This is a genomic window from Hyphomicrobium sp. (genome assembly GCF_036833075.1).
Classification (GTDB): Bacteria; Pseudomonadota; Alphaproteobacteria; order Rhizobiales; family Hyphomicrobiaceae; genus Hyphomicrobium_C.
Map to the genome: position 1 here is coordinate 1 of NZ_DAITQL010000041.1, position 20,758 is coordinate 20,758.

Sequence of the window (20,758 nt, forward strand, 5' to 3'; positions counted from 1 at the left end):
CAATGACGACCGGATTCCAGTTGCCCCCGGATAAAAGAAGGGGGTCACATCAAGGCCAGCAGGCAAAGCATAGTCAGCAGCGGTGTAAACTGTCCGCTCCGGGTCATTCGCGACGGCATGCGCGAGCTGCCTGTTGCCCGCTCCTCGCGCCCGACAGCGGATGTGGCACCCGGATGAGTACGACGTGACGCTGGACGCCGCTGATGTCAGCTATGGGGACGGATCGACTGCCTCCAGGGGGCGGCGGCTCCGACCGCCTCAGATGATTTATAATTATATTGCAATTTCAATGACATAAGGGTTCGCAGTTATATTCAGTTCGGGGCGCCACCGCTGTTCTCGGCCGTTGATATCATTAAAAAAACGGCCAAATATTTTAGCGAACATTCTCCCTGGAATAAAGTGGGGCGGGCTTCAGACTGCCCCCGGCGATCTTCCGCTGATGGCCGGTTGCACTCGAGAGCTTGGCGCACCCGCCACTTCTAAAGACCGAGCTCCGAAAGCCCCGGATGGTTGTCCGGACGCCGGCCGAGCGGCCAGTGGAACTTGCGCTCCCTCTCCTTGATCGGCAGATCGTTGATCGATGCAAAGCGCCGCTGCATCAGTCCGTCTGGGGCAAACTCCCAGTTCTCGTTGCCATAGGAGCAGAACCACTGCCCGCTATCGTCATGCCACTCGTAGGCGAAGCGCACGGCAATGCGGTTGTCTCGGTACGTCCAGAGCTCCTTGATCAGACGGTAGTCGAGCTCCCTTGCCCACTTGCGGGTGAGGAACTCGACGATCTGTTGTCGCCCGACAGGGAACTCCGCCCGGTTCCGCCACCGGCTGTCCGGTGTGTAGACGAGCGACACGCGCTCAGGATCCCGGCTGTTCCAGCCATCTTCCGCCATGCGGACCTTCGCGATGGCTGTTTCCTCGGTGAACGGCGGAACGAGAGACACTTTCGAGCTTCCTTTTGGAGCGAGCGGCTTGGGCTAAGTGAACCAGTTCAACCGATGCAATTGGTTCGCTCGCACCCTGTGCACTGTATATCGTATTGCGATATTATCGAGAGGAAACCGATCGGATCAACGACGCTGCGCTTCGCGATATCGGCCTAATCGAAACTGAGGATGGCAAGGTTTACAGCCGCAACGGCCGCAACGATGACAGCCAGGCGGTAGAGCCGCCGATGGAACTGCCGATGGCCGATGAAATCGCCCGCGAAGTAGCCGAGGGTCACAATAACCGCGAAGGCGTACTTGCCGAGCTCCTCACTTCCCATCACGACCAGAGTATCTGCGCTCGACGCGCCGTGGCCGACCAGAAACACCATGCACAGTGCGCCGAAGGCGATGAGGCTAGGCCAGGTCTGATCGTCAAAGAACCGGTCAAAGCCCATCGGGGGCAGAGGCTTGCCCGCGAGCCGTGCCGACATCCGCGCGCCTAACCCGAGAAGGGCCATGAAAGCCGATACGTTGAGGGCAGCCGCCATGTCATGGTGGAGCGGTAAGCCCACGAGATTGAGCGGCGGGCGCCAGAACGTTTGCGTGAGCTGCTGCCACTCTGCGAGCCATGTCGCAATCTGTGGCGTGACTGGCATGACGGTGGCGAGCTGAGCCAGAACGGTGAGTGCCGCGCCGCTCAGAGCCAGGAGCGCGATGCTCTCGCGCTTTAGCCAGGCGAAGATCGAATTTGAGGGAGATCGTTGCGTGGGCTGCGACGCGCCCCACCGGCGCGGACTGACCGTCGGACCGCGCGTCGGACGCGATCCTGTGTCAGCCCCAGGCCCTCTCGTCTTTCTGCGCCGCCGATCACGCATTCCTGCACATGCTCTTCGAGAAACGGGGCTTGATCCCCTCGACCTCTCGCGGTCTCCAGCGGATCAGGAGGCGGCTACGACGCGAGACGGCGTCCCGCTCGTCGCCGTTGGCCACGCCTCGGTCATCCGTCATGTTGAATGTTCTCCGCTCTTTCTTCATGGCCCTCACGCAGTCTGAAGCCAAGGCGCCTCCGGACTCAAGTGCACGTCGGACGGGGGCCGTTCGAGATCAGCAGCCGAGATCCACCCTCAGGCCATCTGCAAGGAGGCCTCTCAGGTCTGCTTCAAGAGAGGGTAGCAGCTTACGGAGTTGATTATCCCGACCGCTTCGGCATTGTCGGCTGACACGTGCCCGTACCGGCCTGCATGAGGCGACGCCGCCTTGCCCGCCATTGCCTCGACATGATCTCGCGAGTTCCTCTCACCGATGAAGCGGCGCTTCACACCCGGACCCTTCCGCCTCACGGTCCGTCGCTCGCACAGCGGCAGGGGCCTTTTTACGGACGAACGCATCCCCAAGGGCTCATGCGTCATTGAATACATCGGGCGCCCCGCCACAGCCGCGCAGATGAAGCAGAATCGCGGGAAGTACCTCTTCTGGACGAGCGGCACGAGCATGATCGACGGGAACATACCGGCGAATACCGCCCGCTTCATCAACCACTCCTGCGCGCCGAATTGCGAAACAGTCATCCGCAGGCGCCGCATCTATATCTTTGCTCTCCGCGCCATCAAGCCTGGCGAAGAGCTTTCGTACGACTACGGAGAGGAATATTTCGGGATCCATTTGGCAGGACGATGCCGCTGCACCGGGTGCCTGAGGACTGAATGTCCGTAACCCTCTCGCGCAAGCAGGCATGTCCACCAGCATGACAACGGTGGGGGAATACCAGCGACGCAAGGGCGTCCATCCTTTGCGGGCTTCCGGGTGCCGCAGAATTTCCTAGCGAATGACCAGAACGGGAATCGTCGTTTTTACCAGAACCTCATTTGTCTGGCTCCCCAGCAGCATCTTCTGGATGCCTCGCCGGCCGTGCGAGGACATCACGATAAGATCGCAATCTTTGAGCTTGGCAAATCTCACGATTGCCTCAGCCGGCGATTCATCGATTTCATGCGTCAGCTCGGCCACAACGCCGTGCTCTTTTGCACGCGTCTCGATGTACGCAAAACGCTCCTTCATGAGGTTGTCGATCTGCTGGTCGTAGCGGATCGTAGGATTGCCCACGCCGGCTCGTTGGGCGGCGCTCGCTTCTTCCGCACTCAGGGGGTTTGAAACGGCAAGAACGGTTATCTTTGCATTGAGCAGCTTGGCAAGCGACAGGCCATGCTCAAGCCCTTTACGGGCAAGCTCCGAACCATCCGTTGCAACCAGGATGTGTTTGTACATTTTTCCTCCTAACGGGGTTTTCACGAGAGGACGCACAAGGGGCTGATGGGCAGCGCTCAGCCGTTGGCTTGGCGTACACCGCCAGCCCATCACCACGCACGCTACACCGTTTTTTCCTGGTCTGTCGCCGGTCGCGATGTCGCTCAGAGCCACGCCGGTTGCCGGTGCCTCATCGCCGTACGCCAGATGCTTGGAGTTCTTCCTCCGCTCTTTTTCCACTGACCTAGCGCAGTCTAGGCGCTGGGGCCGCGCCGAGCCCCTGGGGCGGAAAGTCGAAAGTCCGTCACCGACCTCGAGAGAGACGCGGATTGCTACTCGGGGTAGACCTGGACGTCCTTTGGCTCCGGCTTGTTGAAGAGGATGAATACCAAGGGGTTGCCGGGCTCGGTCATGGCATCGCTGCGCAGGCCCGTGATCTCGCCGGCCACGCCGCTCGTGTACTCCGCAACCACCTCGCCGAAGCTATCGCGCTGAACGGCAACCTTCTGTCCAGGCTCAACCTTGTCGTTGAGCTTGACCAGATGCTCGACGAGTCCACCCGCGGTGGCCAGGATCGGGAAGGCGCTGTTGCCGACAAAGACAGTCGTGTCTTTGCCTGTCCGTCCCATAGGCCCGGCAACGATGCCGTGATGCTTGAGGACGTTCATCGTGCCTTCCACGAAGAGCGCAATCATCTCGAGGTTCAGGACGCGCGCCGCGCCGATCTCCGGCGTGAAGGCGGGGATGCCCACGTCCATGAACGCGTTGTGCAGGACGCCGGGATAGACATGATTGTCGAAGATCTGGCCGACGGGATACAACTCCATCATCGCCTTGACCTCGGGCACATCCATGCCGCCGATGTTGAATGCGGTGACTTCAAATCCGGTTGTCCCGGTGTGGAAGTCGATCGCGAAGTCGGCGTTCGGCCGCAGCAGCCGGTTGAACAGAAGCCCGGCGTGCCGGCTCGCTGCGGTGGCGCCGTTCTCGTTCCCAGGCCACTCCCGGTTCATATCGATCAGATCGATGCCTCTGCCCTGGTTGGGCCATCTGCGCTGCATGCTTTGCAGGGCCGGCGGGGACACGTCCGTAACCGCCATCACCGTGCCCGACATCTGCGCCGGGTCGAGCCGGCTCATCACGGTGTGGACCGTATGCACGTTACTCATCTCGTCGCCATGCACGCCGCTGGTCAGGACGCCGCGCTTGCCTGGCTTTGCTCCCTTGGCGACCGTCACAGACACATACCAGTGCTGTCCGCTCGGCATCTCAACGCCCCGGAAATACAGAAGGTGCTTCTTGCCGGGCTCCAGGTCATTGACGTCAAGTGTGCTGATGACCTTTTTGCCTTCGATAACGTCGCCGGTATAGACCGTTCCCGACGGCGGAGCGGCAGAAGGGGACGCTGCGTCCTGGGCATTTGCGGCACCAGCGCCAGTGTTGACGGCGACGGCGGCGCCGACGGTGGCAATGGATGCCAACATCAGATCGCGTCGATCGATACCTTTTGCAGGCTTGTCCGGCATGATGGGGGCCTTTGTGAGTGTGAAAGGCAACGCTCATACGACGGCACGGCATGCCCGTCGGTCGCTTATCCCCGCGCGATCCAAATTACGAGTATGCTGCCGAGACCGCAAGGTTGAATGAGGTTCCGCGGCGGCCATGTCGGAGCGTGCAATCCTGCGGTGTCGTTCACCAGGATCCAGGGTCGGTGCGAAGCAGAACTGCCGCCTTAATCGCCTTAATAACGATAGCTCGACACAACAGTCATGCTCACGTCGTGCAACGGTTGCCGCGGCGCTGAGCGGCGAGCTGCCGTCCCTCCTCGATCAGGCGCGCGACCTCGTCGTCGCTGAACGTTCGCTCGGATCGGTTCGCCACGCCTAGGGCGCCAACGACCGTGGCGCCGTCAAAGATCGGCACCACGATCGACCCGGCAAGGCCGGTGGCACGTGCGCCCGGACGCACGTCGCCGCTCGCGTCGGTTTGGATGTTGCAGGCCGTAACGGGCTGCGCGCGCTCCACAGCAAGCCCCGCCATGCCCTTGCCGACAGGTATGGCGCGGATAACGGCAAGGACCGTGTCGGGAATGCCCGGACTCGCGGCGGCGAGGTGAAGGAGCCCGTCTCTTCCGAGGAAGTGGACCGTGCCGCTGTCGGCGGCGAATTCATCGACAATGCGAGACAATGCCGTGCGCTCGTCGTGCCCTGTGTCCTGCTTCTCCCCGGTCGTCATGTGCGGACCCCTGTGTTCGGCGTTCTACAGAAAAAGTAACAAGGCGTGCGTCTCTCGAGCAAAGCGTCACTCATCTATACGAGCGGCATCCGCGCGAGCGGCCATTCCTCGGTCATGTAGCGCAGGAACCAGACACTGAAGCGGTCCGGTGCGGCGGCGATATCGCTCCGGATCCGATCGAGGTCGCTCCATTGGTAATCTTCAGCTTCGGCCGGGTCCGGCTTGAGCTCGCCATCGTAGCGGCCGCGAAAAACGTGCACGATCTCGTTCTCGGTAAGCCCGTTCTGGAACGCGGCGCTGTACTGCACCGTCCCGAGCCATTCGAGCGGGCACACGAAGCCCATCTCCTCGGCGAGCCTGCGCCGGGCTGCGGCAACGACCGATTCGCCAGGGCGCGGATGTCCGCAGCACGCATTGGTCCAGAGGCCGCCCGAATGGTATTTGATCGCGGCGCGCTTCTGCAGGAGCTGGCGGCCTGCGGAATCCCAGACAATCACGGAGAACGCGCGATGCAGCAGCGCACGGCGATGCGCATCGAGCTTTTCTGCGGTTCCGATCTCCGTGTCATCGGCGTCGACCAGAACGAGATGCTCGCGCGCGGCGGCCATGCTTCAAGCTCCTTACCGATCAAAAACGTGGGACAGCATCAGGCCCTTTACCGCGCGGGCATCGACCGTGCCGTCCGGCACGAGGTGCGGCGCGGACGAGAGGAAGACCGGCCCATGCTCCTGTGGCGTATCGGCCCGGCCGTGCGAGCCTTTGACGAGCGTCGCATCGAGCGGAATGACGTCCATCAGCGTGCGGAAGCCCAAGGCTTTCCTCAGGAGCCGCCATCCGAGTGCGAGCTTCGGCCAGCGGATCGCGGGGTCGATGAACAACTCGGCGGGGTCATAGCCCGGCTTCCTGTGGATGTCGACCGTGCGCGCGAAGTCGGGTGCGCGGGCGTCGTCCATCCAATAATAGTAGGTGAACCAGGCGTGCGGCGCGGAGAGCACGACGAGCTCGCCCGCGCGCGCGTGATCGAGCCCCCAACCGGCCTGCGCCGGGCGATCCAGAATTTCGGCCACGCCGGAGAGCCGCTCGAGCACGGCGCGCACCGCAGGACGATCGTTGTCGTTCCGCACGTAGACATGAGCGATCTGATGGTCGGCCAGCGCGAAGGCGCGCGACAGCGGAATATCCAGGATCTCGCCGCCGTCCTCCTCGCGCACCGACAGGAGGCCAGCCTCCCGCAAGGCGCGGTTGATGTGGATGGGCCGGCTGACTGGCACGATGCCATACTCGGAAAGAATAATGATGCGCCGGCCGAGCGCCTCCGCCCGGTCGATGAGAGTGCCGGCGACCGTGTCGATCTCCAAGAGGTCCTTGGCGATATCAGGATGATCCGGACTCAGCCGTTGCAGGCCATAGTCGAGGTGGGGCAGGTAGACCAGCGTCAGCGTAGGATCACGCGTGGCCAGAACGTGCGCCGCGGCCTCGGCGATCCACCGGCTGGCCTCGATCGACGTGGCCGGTCCCCAGAACCGGAACAGCGGGAACGGGCCGAGCTTCTGCGTCAGATCATGCCGGAGCTCCGGCGGATCGGAATAGCAGTCCGGCAACTTGCGCCCGTCGGCCTTGTAAATCGGGCGCGGCGTGACGGCGATGTCGGTCGAAGCCGCCATCGCATACCACCAGAACAGGTTGGCGCACGTGAAGCGCGCATCTCGCGCCTTGGCCGCCTCCCAAACGCGCTCTCCTGCCACGAGCCGGTTCGACTGGCGCCAGAGCCAGATCTCCATGAGATCTCGAAACAGCCAGCCGTTTCCGACGATCCCATGGTCGCGCGGTGCCGCACCGGTCACGAACGTGGCCTGGACGGAGCATGTGACGGCCGGCGTGATGGTCGTGAGCGGCCGCAGACACCCCTTGGCGGCGAACCGGGCGAGGTTCGGCGTGTGCGGGCCGAGAAGGGCCGGCGTCAGCCCGACGACATTGATGACGACGGTTGGATGCATCATCTCCCGGAGACAGGCTATTTCTTCAGGGAATTGATATAGGTGATGATCTTGAGGATCTGATCCTGAGTCACGCCGCGCTCTGAGAACGAGCGCATGGCGCCCGAGGCGCCCGAATGGATGATCTCGAACTTGCCGACGTCGGTGTTCGCGCGCTCGTTCACGTAGATGTCGTCGACGAGGCTCGGCCCCATGCCGCCGCGGCCATCCTCGAGATGGCAGGCCTGGCAGTTTTCCTCATAGAGCGTCCTGCCGGCTGCCAGCGCCTCGGCGTTGCCGTTGTAGGGATTGACGCCGTCCTTACGGAACGACTTCACCGCGTCCGTGATCTCCTCACCCTTGAGGGGCTCGAGATCGAGCGGGGAATCGTCGAGCGCATGGCGGAACTCGACGTCGGCCAGCACCGGCCCGGCGCAGGCAAGGCTCAGCAGAACCGCTGCCGTGCCAGCCGTCTTGGCGAAAAAAGCCCGCAGTTTCGATATCATGTGTCGTGCATCTCTCTGAATACGGAGCGTGTGGGTGCCGGCAGACGGAAGGCCCTCACGCGTGGCGCAAGGGCCTTCCGAAGGTCATGAAGCGTGGCGCGATCCGTGACCTTGTCCGCTGCTACTTCTTCGTCTTGGCGACCTCGGCTCCCTCGGGAACCTTGTCGGCCGCAACGACCTTCCAGAGCGACCCCGGCGGGTTGGCCGCGGCACCCTTGTCGTCGAGGTAGAAGCAGTTGCAGTTCACCGCCAGCACGGTGCCGTCCTCGTCGTTGTTACCCGCCGTGAACTGAAGCGCCGTCTGTGCAAGCTCCTGCATCTGCCACTTGCTGCCGTCCCAGCCGGTGGCGAACACGCGGCCCGAGCACCAGTCGCCGGTGAGGTAGACGCCGTTCATGCCGGCATAGTTGGCGACGCCGAGACCCATGACCGAGCAACCCCAGCCGTCCTTGAGCTTCTCAGCACCGGGATAGGGCTCCTGGTGCGGATACTCGGCGACCGGCAGCACGCCCACCTGCGGGCACTTGTCGTCCGGTCCCCTCAGCGGGTGACACATGGTGCCCATGTTGTGCTTCCAGCCGTAGTTCTCACCGCCCTTGCTCGATGCCGGCTGCCAGTTGATCTCCTCGAGGTGGTTCTGACCCACGTCGGCGATGAATAGGTCGCCCGTCTTGGCATTGAAATGGAACGTATAAGGATTGCGGAGGCCATAGGCCCAGGATTCACCGCGGGCTCCCATATGAATCTTGGAGAAGCCGTCCTCGGTGATGCCGAAGAGCGTCATCATGCGATCCTGGTAGGCGGTTGCCCAAGGGTTGTCCTGGGGAATGTGATAGCCGACGTTGTCCGGGGTATCGATATCGATGCGAAGCATCTTGCCCCAAAGCACGTTCTTGCTCTGGCCCGCATCGAGCGGATCGCCTTCCCAACCGGCATCACCCTTGCCGATGTAGAGAAAGCCGTCGGGGCCGAACTGGATGCCACCGCCGTAGTGATTGTAGTACGGCTGCGGGATCAGCATGATGACCTTGACGGTCTTATTGGCATGCTCGACCGACACGACGTCCGGGCTCGTCGGATCGACGGTATAGCGCGCGATGATGTGCGCACCGTTGAACGGCAGCGACGCGTAGCTGACGAAGAAGTGGCCGTTCTCCTTGAACTTCGGGTGGAAGGCCACGGCCCACAGACCCTGCTCGACGAAGCCTGTCTGGACCTCGCTGCCGAGCGGGCTGTTCTTGGTCAGGTCCAGGAACGGCTTCTCGTTGACCTTGCCGTCCTTGTTTACGACCCGGATCTTGCCCTGGCGCTCCACGACGAAGATACGCCCGGTGCCGTCACGGGCAGAGGCGACGCCGACCGGGTCCAGGAAGCCATCGGCCACCTTCACAAGTGCGATCTTCGGATCTCCCGGCAACTTTCCGCCCGGACGCGCCACCTGATCGGCTGTCCTGGGAACCTCCTGAGCAACGGAGGGCATGGTGCCCATTGCCAGGAGGCCAGCCGCCAACACCGACGCGGACATTATGAACCGCATTCGCATTTGGACGTTTCTCCCATTTTGTTTGTTTCTAAACGGCATGATTTGCGTGCGCTGATTATGTTGCGTCGCGCAAAATACAAGCGCTCCGCCGAGGCTTCGCTTGCATTGCATTTCAGAGTTCTGAACGCGCCTTATAGAGCAATGGCTTCATGACCCAGGTCAATCAGCAAAATTTAAATTTTGAGAAATAACCGGCAATTGGGAAGTTATCCGGTGTGACGTTTCCTAGTTTCTTCATTGCATTGGGATTTATTCCCGATTGAGCGCGCGTTGGCACGCGGGATGCGCGAAGCGCCGTGCCCGCAGGAGGCGGAAGTACCTTTGTCTTTGACACCTGCCGAAGTTGCCAGCACGATAGGAAGGAGCAAAACCGAATGCGTCAGGCTTCGCTGTCGAGGACAGCCGCCTTGGCGGATTGGGGTTTTGTTCCGGACTTATGCGGGAATAAATCCCGAATTCAAGCTCCGACGCCTGAATAAAAATAAAATAGCCTGGGGAAACGCCGTGCCACGCGAGACAGCAATTGCTCTGCCTCTGCTTGAATCAAAAAACGACGATCGGTTATTTCTGCAACGCTTCTCATTGGCTTATGAATTCTCCGTATCTTTTACGCGTGATGCGTTTTCGACGGATAATCGCACACTCGCGGATTTGATTTTGGGCCCTAAACGGGATGCCGCAACCCGCGTGAGCGTCATTCTCGACGAGGGCGTGCTGCGTGAGATGCCGGACCTCAAGCGGCGCATCGCGGCCTACGTCGACACGTGCCCGGGCGCAATCCTCGCCGGCCCTGTCGAAACGATCGTCGGCGGTGAGGCAGCGAAGAATGACCCCAAGCTCCTGACGGATCTCCAGCGACGCTTCGTCGACAACGGTCTCGACCGCCATTCCTATGTCGTTTGCATCGGCGGCGGCGCGGTGCTCGATCTCGTCGGATATGCGGCGGCGACCACGCATCGCGGCATCCGCCATATCCGCGTTCCGACCACCGTTCTCGCCCAGAACGACTCCGGGGTCGGCGTCAAGAACGGCATCAATGCGTTCGGCATGAAGAACATGCTAGGCACGTTCGTTCCGCCGCATGCCGTCATCAACGATTCCGCCTTCATCGATGTGCTGCCGGGCCGCGACAAGCGCGCCGGCATGGCGGAGGCGGTCAAGGTCGCGCTCATCCGCGACCGGGCCTTCTTCGAATGGCTCGAGGAGAAGGCCGAGGCGCTGGCGCTCTTTGCGTCGGAGCCGCTCGAGAAGCTGATCCGGCATTGCGCGCTGCTCCACATGCGCCAGATCGCTCACGGCGGCGACCCCTTCGAGCGCGGCAGCGTGCGGCCGCTCGATTTCGGGCACTGGGCCGCGCACAAGCTCGAGGTCCTTTCGGACTATGCCCTGCGCCATGGCGAGGCCGTTGCCATCGGCATCGCGCTCGACACGCGCTATTCGGTGCTCGCCGGGCTGCTGCCGGCGGGAGAGGATCTGCGCGTGGCCCGCCTTCTGGTGCGGCTCGGGTTCGAGCTCTGGCACGAGGCCTGCGACGCGCGCGACGACACCGGAGCGCTCAAGCTTCTCAAAGGGCTCGAGGAGTTCCGTGAGCATCTCGGCGGCGATCTCACCATCACGCTGCTTGAGGCGCTTGGCGTCGGTGTCGAGGTCCACAGCATGGACCCGGAGCTCATCGGCCAGTCTCTGGAGTGGCTCAGGCGGGAGGCCGGCATTTGATGCAGCTTGCGCTCCCGGGACACCCTCATCTCACCTACTGCACAAACATCCATGCCGGAGAGAGCTGGGCCGAGATCCGGGCCGCGCTCGGGCGCCATCTGCCCGACGTCAAGGCGCGGGTCTCTTCAGAACGCCCCATGGGTGTCGGCTTGCGGCTCTCGGCCGTCGCCGCGCGCGAACTGTCGGAGCCAGCGGCGCTCTCGGAGTTCAAGCGGTTTCTGGCTGATGGCGGGTTCTATGTTTTCACGATCAATGCGTTTCCCTACGGCAGCTTCCACGGCGAGCGCGTGAAGGAGCGCGTCTATGCTCCGGATTGGCGCACGCCGGAGCGGCTCGCTTTCACGAACCTGGTTGCCGACCTGCTGTCCGACCTTGCGCCTCACGGCATGACGGCCAGCATCAGCACGGTGCCGGGTGCGTTCAGGGCCGAGGCCGCGAGCCGGATCGACGTCGAGCGGATCGCCGAAGGCTTCGTGCGCGCCGCCGCCCATCTGCATGGCATCTTCCGCGACACAGGGCGGACGATCGTGCTGGCCATCGAGCCCGAGCCCGCCTGCATCCTTGAAACCACCGAGGAGGCTATCCGTTTTTTCCAGGATCACCTGTTCGCCAGCGGCGCATGTGCGTTGTTCTCGCGCCTTGCCGGTGTGCCGGCCAGTGAAGCCGAGCCGAGCCTCAGGCGCCACATCGGTCTCTGTTTCGACGTCTGCCACTCGGCTGTCGCCTTCGAGGACGCGGAGCCGACGCTTCGAGCGATCCGCGCGGCCGGTATCGCTGTTGCCAAGCTGCAGCTCAGCGCGGCCTTGAGCGCGACAGGCGCCGCGTCGCGCTTCGAGCGCCTGCTCGGACGTTTCGACGACGGCATCTATCTGCACCAGACGGTCGAGCGGCGGGACGGGCGGATCACGCGCCACACCGATCTTCCGGATGCGTTCCGCGCCGCGCGCCGGGGGGACGCCGGCGGCGAATGGCGGGTTCACTGCCACGTTCCGGTGTTCCTCGATCGCTACGAGGAGCTGGCTTCCACGCAGGAGACCCTGCGCGAGGTCCTGGCTCTCTGCCGCGTCGAGGAGGTCTCCCCCCATCTCGAGGTGGAAACCTACACCTGGAACGTCCTTCCCGAGGGACTGAAGTCGGCGGACATGGCCGGCGATATCGTGCGGGAGCTTCAGTGGGTGCGCATGGAACTTGGCGCGTGAGCACGCTTGCGGCGCTCTTGCGGCTTGCCCGCATCTCCAATCTGCCGACGATCTGGAGCAACGTGCTGGCCGCGTCGGTGCTTGCGGGCGGCATGCGTCCCGCGAGCCTCGCCCTCGCTCTCGCGGCGATGTCGGCGCTCTATACCGGGGGCATGGTTCTCAACGACGCGTTCGACCGGGACATCGATCGGCGCGAGCGGCCGGACCGCCCGCTGCCGTCCGGCGCGGTTACGCCGTCGGCGGCCTTTACCGTCGGCGGCGGGCTCGTTGCGGCCGGTGTCTTGCTGCTGTCGGCGTTCGGCGTGGAGAGCGCCGTCGCCGGAGCGGCCCTGGCGGGGCTCATCCTGATCTACGACGTTTGGCACAAGGGCAATCCGGTCTCGCCCGTCCTCATGGGACTGTGCCGTGCGCTCGTTTATGTCGGAACGGCGGTTGCGGCCGGGGCGGCCCTGTCGGCGCCGGTTCTCGGCGCGGCGCTCGCGCTGCTCTTCTATGTTGCCGGCATCACGCAGGCGGCCAAAGGCGGCGCGTTTCAGTCGCCCGCAACGTCATGGCCCGCGCTCCTCCTCGCCTTTCCGGTCGCCGTCGCCGTGATGACGGGAGACGCGACGCTCCCTCTGCTTCTTCTTTCGACGCTTGCCGCCGGCGCCGTCGGACGGGCCATCGCGTGGCTGACATCGGGCGTGCCGCGTGATCGCGAGGCGGCCGTCGGACTTTTGATTGCCAGCATCGCCCTCATGGACGCGGTGGTTGCGGGCGCGCACGGCAGCCTTGGCATCGCGGTCGTGTGCGTCGCCCTGTTTGCCTTGACGCTCATGCTTCAGCGCTACGTGGCCGGAACCTGATCAAATGCGAGACGCACCATGACCTCGACCCTGTCGCACGCCCAGGACGCCAAATCCCTTCTCCATGCGTGGCTCGCCCGGCGCCTCCCTCCCGACGCGCTTGCCTGGCTCGATCAGCAGGCGGCGATCATCGAAGCCGGCGATAAGCCCTTGCAGCTCGGCATTGCAATCGGGTTGGCACCACGCAAGCTCGGGAAAGCAGATCTTGATCTGACGCCGGCCGAGCAGGAGGCAGGAAAGGCCCTACGGCCGGGGTTGGACGCGACGGGCTGGAGTGTCGATCAGGCTGGGCGCATCCTGCTCGCGCTCTCAAGCTACCGTGGCGACGAGGCGGCGTTCGTGGCGGGCCTGGCCACGATCTTCGGCACAGCCGAGCTTGGTGAGCAGGTCGCGCTTCTCAAAGGCTTGCCGCTCTTTCCGGCGCCCGAACGGCTGATCCCTTATGCCGCCGAAGGCGTGCGGTCGGCGATGCAGCCGATTTTCGAGGCCGTGGCCCATCGTAATCCTTATCCCGAAGAACACTTCAGCGACGCGCAGTGGAACCAGATGGTGGTGAAGGCGCTCTTCATCGGCAGTCGCCTTGCGCCGATCCAAGGACTGGACGCGCGGCGCAACGCCGAGCTCGCCCAGATGCTGATCGACTATGCGGCCGAGCGCCGGGCGGCCCGGCGCGCCATCTCTCCCGAGCTGTGGCGCTGCGTGGCCCCCTTCGCGGGAGAAGCCGAGATCGCGACGCTGGCGTCCATTTTGCGGAACGGTACGGACGCGGAGCGCAAAGGCGCGGCCCTCGCCCTCGCGGACTGCCAATCCGCCTCTGCCAAAGAGACGCTTTCGTCATCGCCCGACCTTGCCGCGGCCCTCCTGGAGGGGCGCCTCACCTGGGACACGGTCGCCTGACCCTACCAACGCCTTGGAGATCTCCCATGTTCATCGATCCGCATGCCCACATGATCTCGCGCACGACCGACGACTACGAGGCGATGGCGAACGCCGGTGTCGTCGCCGTCATCGAACCCGCATTCTGGATCGGCCAGGCGCGGACCAATGTCGGCAGCTACAAGGACTATCTCTCGCATATTCTCGGTTTCGAGCGCTTTCGTGCCGGTCAGTTCGGCGTGCGCCATTACTGCTGCATCGGCCTCAACTCGAAGGAAGCCAACAACGAGGCGCTCGCCGAGGGCGTGATGGAGCTGCTGCCGGGCTTCGCCACCAAGGAAGGCGTCGTGGCCATCGGCGAGATCGGCTACGACGAGCAGACCGCGCTCGAGGACAAGTATTTCCGCCTGCAGCTCGACCTCGCGCGCGAGCTGGATCTGCCGGTCATGATCCACACACCGCACCGCGACAAGAAGCGGGGCGCCTCGCGCTCCATGGACGTCATCCTGGAGCACGGGCTCGATCCGTCGCGTGTCGTCATCGATCACGTCAACGAGGAGACCATCCAGGAGGTGAGGGACCGCGGCTTCTGGGCCGCCTTCTCCATCTATCCGCATTCCAAGATGACCGCCGAGCGTATGATCGCGCTGGTCCGGAGCTACGGGCCCGAGCGTCTGATCGTCGATTCCGCTTGCGATTGGGGCGTCTCGGATCCGCTGTCGGTGCCGAAGACCGCCAAGCTGATGGCCGAGCAGGGGCTTCCGGCGGACGACATTCGACTTGTCACCTACGCCAACGCTCTGGCCGTGTATGGCAAAAGCGGCCAGATGGCCGAAGCCGACTGGCTCTCGCCGCCCGCCATCGACCAGCGGACGCTCTTCCAGGGCAACACGGTTCTGCGCGGCGGGCAGACGCCCCGCATCACCACGCCTGATCCCGATTGAGGATCGAAGTCACGCGGATCTACCGTGCGGCCGATCTCAAGCGGGCCTCATCGGTGTGTCTCGGGAGAGGATGGCGGAGGAGGATGGGAGTCGAACCCACCTGAGACCGTCTGACGGCCCCACCCGGTTTTGAAGACCGGTCGCCCCACCGGGGACGGGACTCCTCCATGCTTCTGCGCCGGCGACGGCGCAAAGAAGTCAATGCGGGCTGGATTGATTCTGCGCAAGTCGCCTCGGCGGACCGTGAACCCGTGCCGGTCGAAAAACTCGAGAATCTGGATCGCGACCTTCCGGCCATTGTCGAGACGGTCGCGGAAGTCTGCGGCGGTGAACCGACCGTCAGGCGCGTTCTCGGCCACGTCGATTGCGATCGCCGCCATGTCCTGCACGCTGGCAAACGTGAAGAAATGATCCGGGGCAATCTCCTCGACATCCCCCCGGCGCGCCGCCATGCGCATCACCCGGCGGACGAGGGTCTCATCGAGATCCAACGCCCGCGCAATATCGCGCACGCGCGGCGGCCGGTACGGTTGCGGCGCCAGGTGCCGGGCAATGGCCGCCCAACGCGCTTCGTCCTCGGCCGAGAAGGTCACGCGGTGTCCTGGCCGGTGAACCCAGGCGTGATCATGAGCCACTTCGCCGGCCTCCGTGAGCCGGCGCAGGGCGGCCATGAACAGGGCGGGCGGGAATTTCGGCTCGATCAGTCGTCGCAAGGTTTCGAACGCAACGCCTGGAAGATCGGGGCGCTCCGCATGGCACGCATCGAGCGAACGTCCGATCCTGAGGCGCATATCGTTCCAGCCGTCAGGACGCATGGCAACGATACGGCCGTCGCAGGCCAGCGTGGCCAGCCCGAGACGCGATGCGATGATCTCAGCATCGTCGGCAGAGAGCGCGCGGTCGCGGCAAAAGGCGGTGAGATCGCACCAGGCGCCCCGGGTTGCAAGGCGCTGCTCCACGGCGCGTGCGGGATCGCGTTCGTCCAGCGCCTCGAGGAGCGCGCGCCGCTCGGGCGTGCGCCGCCGCCGCTCCGGCCCGTGCAGGTCGAGGAAGCGCCCGCCGCCGACCGTTCGGCTCGACGACGTATCGCGGATGACAAACGGGTCCCCGGCCGCGGCCGCAAGGGGACGCTCGAGGACGAGCTGCACGAAATCGCGTCCGCCGGGCTCGATCGGCTGATCCCGGAGAACGACGACACGGCCCGGAACCTCGGCGGCACCGTGATGAACCTTGACCGGGAACCATTGCCCGATCGGCCGCGGCTCGGTGGGAAGGATGCGCAGCGTCGCGTCGATGCGGCGCGTCGGCTCGTGCAGCGTCGGATCGACGACGACGTCGCCGCGGTGCACGCTCGTCTTCGCGATGTGCGGCCCGCTCAGGACGAGCGCGCAGCGCTCACCTGCGGCGCCGCGGTTCGCCGGGCGGTTCTGGGTGTGGATCGACCTGACGCGGGCCTCGAGCCCGGTGGGGCTGACGATCACCTCGTCGCCGACGCCCACGCTTCCGGAGAGAACCGTACCGGTGACCGATGTGCCGAGCCCGCTCAGCGTGAAGCAGCGATCGACGGCCAGGCGAAAACGGCCGCCGGCGGCGCGCGCCGGCACCTCGGTGCGGGCCTCATCGAGCCTTTCGGCGAGCGCAACGAGGCCCTCTCCGGTCACGCCCGAAACGGGAACGATTTCCGATCCGTCGAGGCCCGTACCGCGGAGAAGCGTCGTGACGTCGGCCGTGACTGCCCGAGCCCTGTCCTGGTCGACCAGGTCGCACTTGGTGAGGGCGACCACGCCGCGGTCGAGGCCGAGGAGGTCGATGATTGCCAGATGCTCGCGTGTCTGCGGCATCACGCCGTCGTCGGCAGCCACGACCAGCAGTACGACGTCGATGCCCGTCGCGCCCGCCAGCATCGTGTGGACGAGGCGCTCGTGGCCGGGCACGTCGACGAAGCCCACGATATCGCCCGAGGGACGCGGCCAGTAGGCGAAGCCGAGGTCGATCGAGATGCCCCGCTCCTTCTCCTCCTTCAGGCGATCGGTGTCGACGCCGGTGAGCGCCTTGATCAGCGTGGTCTTCCCATGATCGATATGGCCAGCGGTGCCGACGATCATGGGGCCTCGTCTCCAAAATCCGGCGGCGCCGCGCTACGAAGCGCCGGCAGTTGCGCCACGAAGCCGGGCTCATCCTCCATGCAGCGCATGTCAAGAATGAGGGCGCCGTCGGCGATGCGGCCGACGACCGGGATCGGGAGACGGCGCAACGCGGTGGCCAGCAGGGCGAGGCGACGGCCGGCGTCCTTGCGCTCGCGAGGCCTGATCGCGAGGCCGGAGCTCGCAAGCGTCTCGAGCGGCAGCGCGCCCGAGCCGATCTGGCTCGCGCACTCGGCGAGGCTCACGGCATAGTCTTCGCCGACCGCCGCGGCCACGGCGTCGCGAAGGCGCGCGCCGACGGCGGCGATCTCGGCTTTCGTGCGGGCAAAAAAGCGCGCCGTCGGCAGGTGCGCGGCGAGGCGGTCGGGATCGCGATAGAGCTTCAGCACGGCCTCGAGCGCGGCGAGGCGGATCTTGTCCATGCGCAGCGCGCGCTTCAGGGGATTCTTTGCCACGCGCTCGACCAGCGCACGTGCGCCGGCGATCACGCCCGCCTGGGGGCCGCCGAGCAGCTTGTCGCCCGAGAAGGTGACGAGGCCGGCGCCTTCGGCCAGGGCCTCGCGCACCGTCGGCTCCGGGGCGAGGCCGAAGCGCGTGAGATCGACGAGGGCGCCGGATCCGAGATCGTGGATCAGCGGCAGCCCGCGCAGCGTGGCGAGGGCGGCGAGCTCGGCGGTTGGAACCGACTTGGTGAAACCCTGAATGACGAAGTTCGACGTGTGCGCCTTGAGGATCAGGCCGGTGTCGGCGGTGATGGCGCCCTCGTAGTCGCTGAGGTGTGTGCGGTTGGTGGTGCCGACCTCGACGAGGCGCGCACCCGCGCGCGTCATGATGTCGGGCAGGCGGAATGCGCCGCCGATCTCGATCAGCTCGCCGCGCGAGACGATCGCCTCCTTGCCGGCACCGAAGGTATTGAGCACGAGAAGCACCGCGCCGGCGTTGTTGTTGACGATCGCGGCGTCCTCGGCGCCGGTCAGCTCGCGGATGAGGCCGCGCACATGATCGTCGCGCTCACCGCGCGCACCGCCCTCGACGTCGAACTCGAGCGCGACGGGGAAGCGCATGGCATCGACGGCGGCGGCGATGGCACTCTCAGGAAGAACGGCACGGCCGAGATTCGTGTGCAGCACCGTGCCGGTGAGATTGAACACCCGGCGCACGCTCGGCCGGCCCTCGCTTTCGAGGTGCGCGCTCGCCTCCCGGGCGATCGCCGCGGCATCGCAGGGCTCGTGGGCATCGTCGCCGGCGTCCCGGATACGGGCCAGCGCGCGCCGGATCGCCTCGACGGTCGCGGCATGTCCGAAGCGTTCGCACGCCACCTTGCCGAGATCGGTCTGCAGTACGCGGTCGACGGACGGGAGCCGCTTCATTTGTCCCGGGCAGTTCTGGTTCATGCAACGTCCATGGCGGCTCAAGACCACCGGCGGGAGCACATGACCCCTGCCGCGCGGCCGTCCGTGCCCCGCCGCCGTAGCGCCGAGGCCGAGGGTCGAGACACTGTTCACGACAACGACATCACGCTATGGCACCCATTGGAAACAGTCAAATTTGCGAACGGTTACCGATGGGTGCCGGTCATTCGGAACAAGACATCAATTGGTGTCCGTCGAATTGCGACGCAAGATGCGTTATCGGGCAGAAATCGGCTGTGTGAAGATCGCGGCGCGCGCCACCTGCACAAAAGGAGCTCCTTCCATGAGTGTGACCAGACGTGATGTCTTGAGAACGGGCGCGGCGCTCTCCACGGTTGCCTTTTCAAGCCTGCCGGCATGGGCGGCCTTCGCGCCAAAACCCGGGACCTGGCGCACCTTCGAGCTGATCACGCGCGTCGAGATCGCGAAGCCGGCCGGCCCGATGCAGGCCTGGATCCCGCTGCCGGCCTACGCCGATCCGGCCTGGTTCAAGCCGGGCGGCAGCACATGGGAGACCAATGCGATCACCGCCGAGATCGCCAGGGACCCGAAATACGGCGCCGAGATGCTCCATGTCGTCTGGCAGGAGGGGGAGCGTGCGCCGGCGGTCGAGGTGAGGAGCGCCTTCGCCACGCAAAGCCGCGCCGTCGATCTTTCCGCGCCTACCGGGCCGCATACCCTCTCCGACGCCGAGCGCGCTCTCAACCTCGCGCCGACCGAGCTCATCCCGACCGACGGCATCGTGAAGGAGACGTCGGACCGGATCACCGCGAATGCTGGGAGCGATCTCGACAAGGCGCGGAGCATCTATGATTGGATCGTCGAGGCGACCCACCGCGACGCCGCCGTGCGGGGATGCGGCCTCGGAGATATCGCAACCATGCTCCAGTCCGGAAACCTGGGCGGCAAATGCGCGGATCTCAACGCGCTGTTCGTGGGGCTCGCCCGCGCAGCGGGGCTGCCGGCGCGGGACCTTTATGGCCTGCGCGTAGCGCCGTCGGCATTCGGCTTTGCGAGCCTCGGCGCCAAGAACGAGGTCGTCACCAAGGCCCAGCATTGCCGCGCCGAGGTCTTTCTCACCGATTTCGGCTGGGTCCCCGTCGATCCGGCGGACGTGCGCAAGGTGATGCTCGAGGAGCCGCCCGGTAACCTGCCGCTCGGCGACGAGAAGGTGACCGAGGCCCGCAAAGCCCTGTTCGGATCGTGGGAGGGTAACTGGCTCGCCTACAACGCGGCCCACGATGTTGCCCTTCCGGGCTCCCGTGCGCCCGCGCTTCCGTTCCTCATGTACCCCCAGGCAGAGGTCAAGAACGTGCGGCTCGACTGCCTCGACGCGGACGCTTTCAAGTACGCGCTCACGGCGCGCGAGATCGTCACCTGATGATGCGGTCCCTCGGCCCGCGGGCCGGCGCTGCCTCGTTCGCAGCGCCGGCTTTTTGTGATCTGCGATCCCCAAGCGCGCACTATCATGCCGGCCGCGGTGCATTCCGCGCCAGTCCGGTGCAGCCCTGACGAGGCCAAAGACATGGATGTCGACACGCAATTTGCGATTAAGGTGTTCGCTGCTCTGTTCGCCATCATGAACCCGATTGCGAACATCCCGATCTTCCTGTCGCTGACCGAGGGGCGCACGGATCAGGAAAGGCGGAGCGTGGCGGTGGTGGCCATCATCGGCGTTGTGATCGGCTGCGTCGTCTCGGCGGTGGCGGGAGGCGCGGTTCTCAGCGTCTTCGGACTGACGATCGATGACTTTCGGCTCGCCGGCGGATTGATGGTGCTTCTCATCGCGCTGTCGATGCTGAACGGCCAGTCGAGCACGCAGCACCATCCGTCCGGTCATGAGTCTGGTCAGGACGCTGACGCGGCCGGCATCGCGATCTATCCCCTGACCATTCCGCTGCTGGTAGGACCCGGCACCATCGCAAGCCTGATCGTGTTCGGACACACTGCGGCGACGGACGGAAAGAGATGGAGCTGATGCTCGGGCTTGGCGCCTTCCTGGCCGTGCTCGCGGTGGCTTTGCTCGCGGCGCCGCTGCTCGGACACTATCTGTCGGCGCGGGCGACGGCGGTGACCAAGCGCCTGATGGGCATGATTCTGGCCGCCATCGCGGTCGAGATGATGACGACCAGCCTCAAGGCCATATTCGGCAGCGCCGCAGGTTGAACGGCTGGTCTGCCGAGGGTGGTCTG

19 protein-coding genes, 1 tRNA gene and 1 pseudogene are annotated in these 20,758 nt (G+C 64.8%); 9 read left to right on the top strand and 12 right to left on the bottom strand.

The annotated features are described in order from the left end of the window. Positions 1-482: 482 nt before the first annotated feature. Together V7082_RS12840 and V7082_RS12845 are read right to left on the bottom strand one after the other, a co-directional pair. Entirely contained in the window at positions 483-941 is a 459-nt protein-coding gene (locus V7082_RS12840) for a nuclear transport factor 2 family protein (protein WP_442909789.1), read from the bottom strand. 155 nt (positions 942-1,096) lie between these two features. Continuing rightward, complete coding sequence (locus tag V7082_RS12845; protein WP_334149123.1) at positions 1,097-1,474, bottom strand: hypothetical protein; 378 nt, start codon at positions 1,472-1,474, stop codon at positions 1,097-1,099. A 754-nt stretch (positions 1,475-2,228) separates the two neighbouring features. On the opposite strand from V7082_RS12845, the gene V7082_RS12850 reads away from it, so the two are divergent. Continuing rightward, the gene (locus V7082_RS12850; protein ID WP_334149125.1) at positions 2,229-2,639 is read left to right on the top strand and encodes an SET domain-containing protein; all 411 of its coding nucleotides are present in this window, start codon (positions 2,229-2,231) and stop codon (positions 2,637-2,639) included. 105 nt (positions 2,640-2,744) lie between these two features. Here V7082_RS12850 and V7082_RS12855 read toward each other — a convergent pair whose 3' ends face one another. From V7082_RS12855 to V7082_RS12885, 7 genes are all read right to left on the bottom strand, one after another. After that, positions 2,745-3,191 (bottom strand): universal stress protein, encoded by a 447-nt coding sequence (locus tag V7082_RS12855; protein ID WP_334149127.1) that lies wholly within the window; start codon positions 3,189-3,191, stop codon positions 2,745-2,747. Positions 3,192-3,502: 311 nt separating this feature from the next. Then, on the bottom strand, positions 3,503-4,696 hold the full coding sequence (locus tag V7082_RS12860; RefSeq protein WP_334149129.1) for a succinylglutamate desuccinylase/aspartoacylase family protein: 1,194 nt from the start codon (positions 4,694-4,696) through the stop codon (positions 3,503-3,505). 247 nt (positions 4,697-4,943) lie between these two features. Beyond that, positions 4,944-5,405, bottom strand: coding sequence for a GAF domain-containing protein (locus V7082_RS12865; protein ID WP_334149131.1), 462 nt, complete (start codon positions 5,403-5,405; stop codon positions 4,944-4,946). Positions 5,406-5,479: 74 nt separating this feature from the next. Beyond that, positions 5,480-6,013 carry an isopentenyl-diphosphate Delta-isomerase gene (gene idi, locus V7082_RS12870; protein WP_334149133.1) on the bottom strand — a complete coding sequence of 178 codons (534 nt, stop codon included), beginning with the start codon at positions 6,011-6,013 and terminating at the stop codon, positions 5,480-5,482. Positions 6,014-6,025: 12 nt separating this feature from the next. Next, the gene (locus tag V7082_RS12875; RefSeq protein WP_334149135.1) at positions 6,026-7,405 is read right to left on the bottom strand and encodes an alkaline phosphatase family protein; all 1,380 of its coding nucleotides are present in this window, start codon (positions 7,403-7,405) and stop codon (positions 6,026-6,028) included. Positions 7,406-7,419: 14 nt separating this feature from the next. Beyond that, on the bottom strand, positions 7,420-7,887 hold the full coding sequence (locus tag V7082_RS12880; protein ID WP_334149137.1) for a c-type cytochrome: 468 nt from the start codon (positions 7,885-7,887) through the stop codon (positions 7,420-7,422). 121 nt (positions 7,888-8,008) lie between these two features. Continuing rightward, positions 8,009-9,412 carry a PQQ-dependent sugar dehydrogenase gene (locus V7082_RS12885; RefSeq protein WP_334149139.1) on the bottom strand — a complete coding sequence of 468 codons (1,404 nt, stop codon included), beginning with the start codon at positions 9,410-9,412 and terminating at the stop codon, positions 8,009-8,011. A 522-nt stretch (positions 9,413-9,934) separates the two neighbouring features. Between V7082_RS12885 and V7082_RS12890 the strand changes: the two genes are divergently transcribed. From V7082_RS12890 to V7082_RS12910, 5 genes are read left to right on the top strand one after another with little or no spacing between them, the layout of a single operon-like run. Continuing rightward, positions 9,935-11,146 (top strand): 3-dehydroquinate synthase, encoded by a 1,212-nt coding sequence (locus tag V7082_RS12890; RefSeq protein ID WP_334149141.1) that lies wholly within the window; start codon positions 9,935-9,937, stop codon positions 11,144-11,146. Further along, a complete protein-coding gene (eboE, locus tag V7082_RS12895) occupies positions 11,146-12,345 on the top strand; it encodes a metabolite traffic protein EboE (RefSeq protein ID WP_334149142.1) in 1,200 nt (399 codons plus the stop codon). Before V7082_RS12890 ends, eboE begins: the two co-directional genes overlap by 1 nt. Next, entirely contained in the window at positions 12,342-13,190 is an 849-nt protein-coding gene (locus tag V7082_RS12900; RefSeq protein ID WP_334149143.1) for a UbiA family prenyltransferase, read from the top strand. Before eboE ends, V7082_RS12900 begins: the two co-directional genes overlap by 4 nt. 18 nt (positions 13,191-13,208) lie before the next feature. Continuing rightward, positions 13,209-14,087 carry an EboA domain-containing protein gene (locus V7082_RS12905; RefSeq protein ID WP_334149145.1) on the top strand — a complete coding sequence of 293 codons (879 nt, stop codon included), beginning with the start codon at positions 13,209-13,211 and terminating at the stop codon, positions 14,085-14,087. A gap of 26 nt (positions 14,088-14,113) precedes the next feature. Next, complete coding sequence (locus V7082_RS12910; RefSeq protein ID WP_334149147.1) at positions 14,114-15,010, top strand: TatD family hydrolase; 897 nt, start codon at positions 14,114-14,116, stop codon at positions 15,008-15,010. Between the two features lie 71 nt (positions 15,011-15,081). Here V7082_RS12910 and V7082_RS12915 read toward each other — a convergent pair. The 3 genes and pseudogenes from V7082_RS12915 to selA all read right to left on the bottom strand — a co-directional run bounded on the left by V7082_RS12915 (position 15,082) and on the right by selA (position 18,548). Continuing rightward, a tRNA-Sec gene (locus tag V7082_RS12915) sits at positions 15,082-15,177 on the bottom strand. Between the two features lie 24 nt (positions 15,178-15,201). Beyond that, positions 15,202-17,115, bottom strand: a pseudogene (gene selB / locus V7082_RS12920) (selenocysteine-specific translation elongation factor); the annotation flags it as partial. Next, positions 17,112-18,548, bottom strand: coding sequence for an L-seryl-tRNA(Sec) selenium transferase (gene selA, locus V7082_RS12925; RefSeq protein WP_334149149.1), 1,437 nt, complete (start codon positions 18,546-18,548; stop codon positions 17,112-17,114). The gene selA and the pseudogene selB, both read right to left, overlap by 4 nt. 307 nt (positions 18,549-18,855) lie before the next feature. On the opposite strand from selA, the gene V7082_RS12930 reads away from it, so the two are divergent. From V7082_RS12930 to V7082_RS12940, 3 genes are all read left to right on the top strand, one after another. After that, positions 18,856-19,947 carry a transglutaminase-like domain-containing protein gene (locus V7082_RS12930; RefSeq protein ID WP_334149178.1) on the top strand — a complete coding sequence of 364 codons (1,092 nt, stop codon included), beginning with the start codon at positions 18,856-18,858 and terminating at the stop codon, positions 19,945-19,947. A gap of 144 nt (positions 19,948-20,091) precedes the next feature. Continuing rightward, on the top strand, positions 20,092-20,544 hold the full coding sequence (locus V7082_RS12935) for a MarC family protein (protein WP_334149151.1): 453 nt from the start codon (positions 20,092-20,094) through the stop codon (positions 20,542-20,544). Continuing rightward, positions 20,535-20,732 carry a MarC family protein gene (locus tag V7082_RS12940; protein ID WP_334149153.1) on the top strand — a complete coding sequence of 66 codons (198 nt, stop codon included), beginning with the start codon at positions 20,535-20,537 and terminating at the stop codon, positions 20,730-20,732. The genes V7082_RS12935 and V7082_RS12940 overlap by 10 nt, the downstream gene beginning before the upstream one ends. The last annotated feature ends 26 nt before the right edge of the window (positions 20,733-20,758 follow it).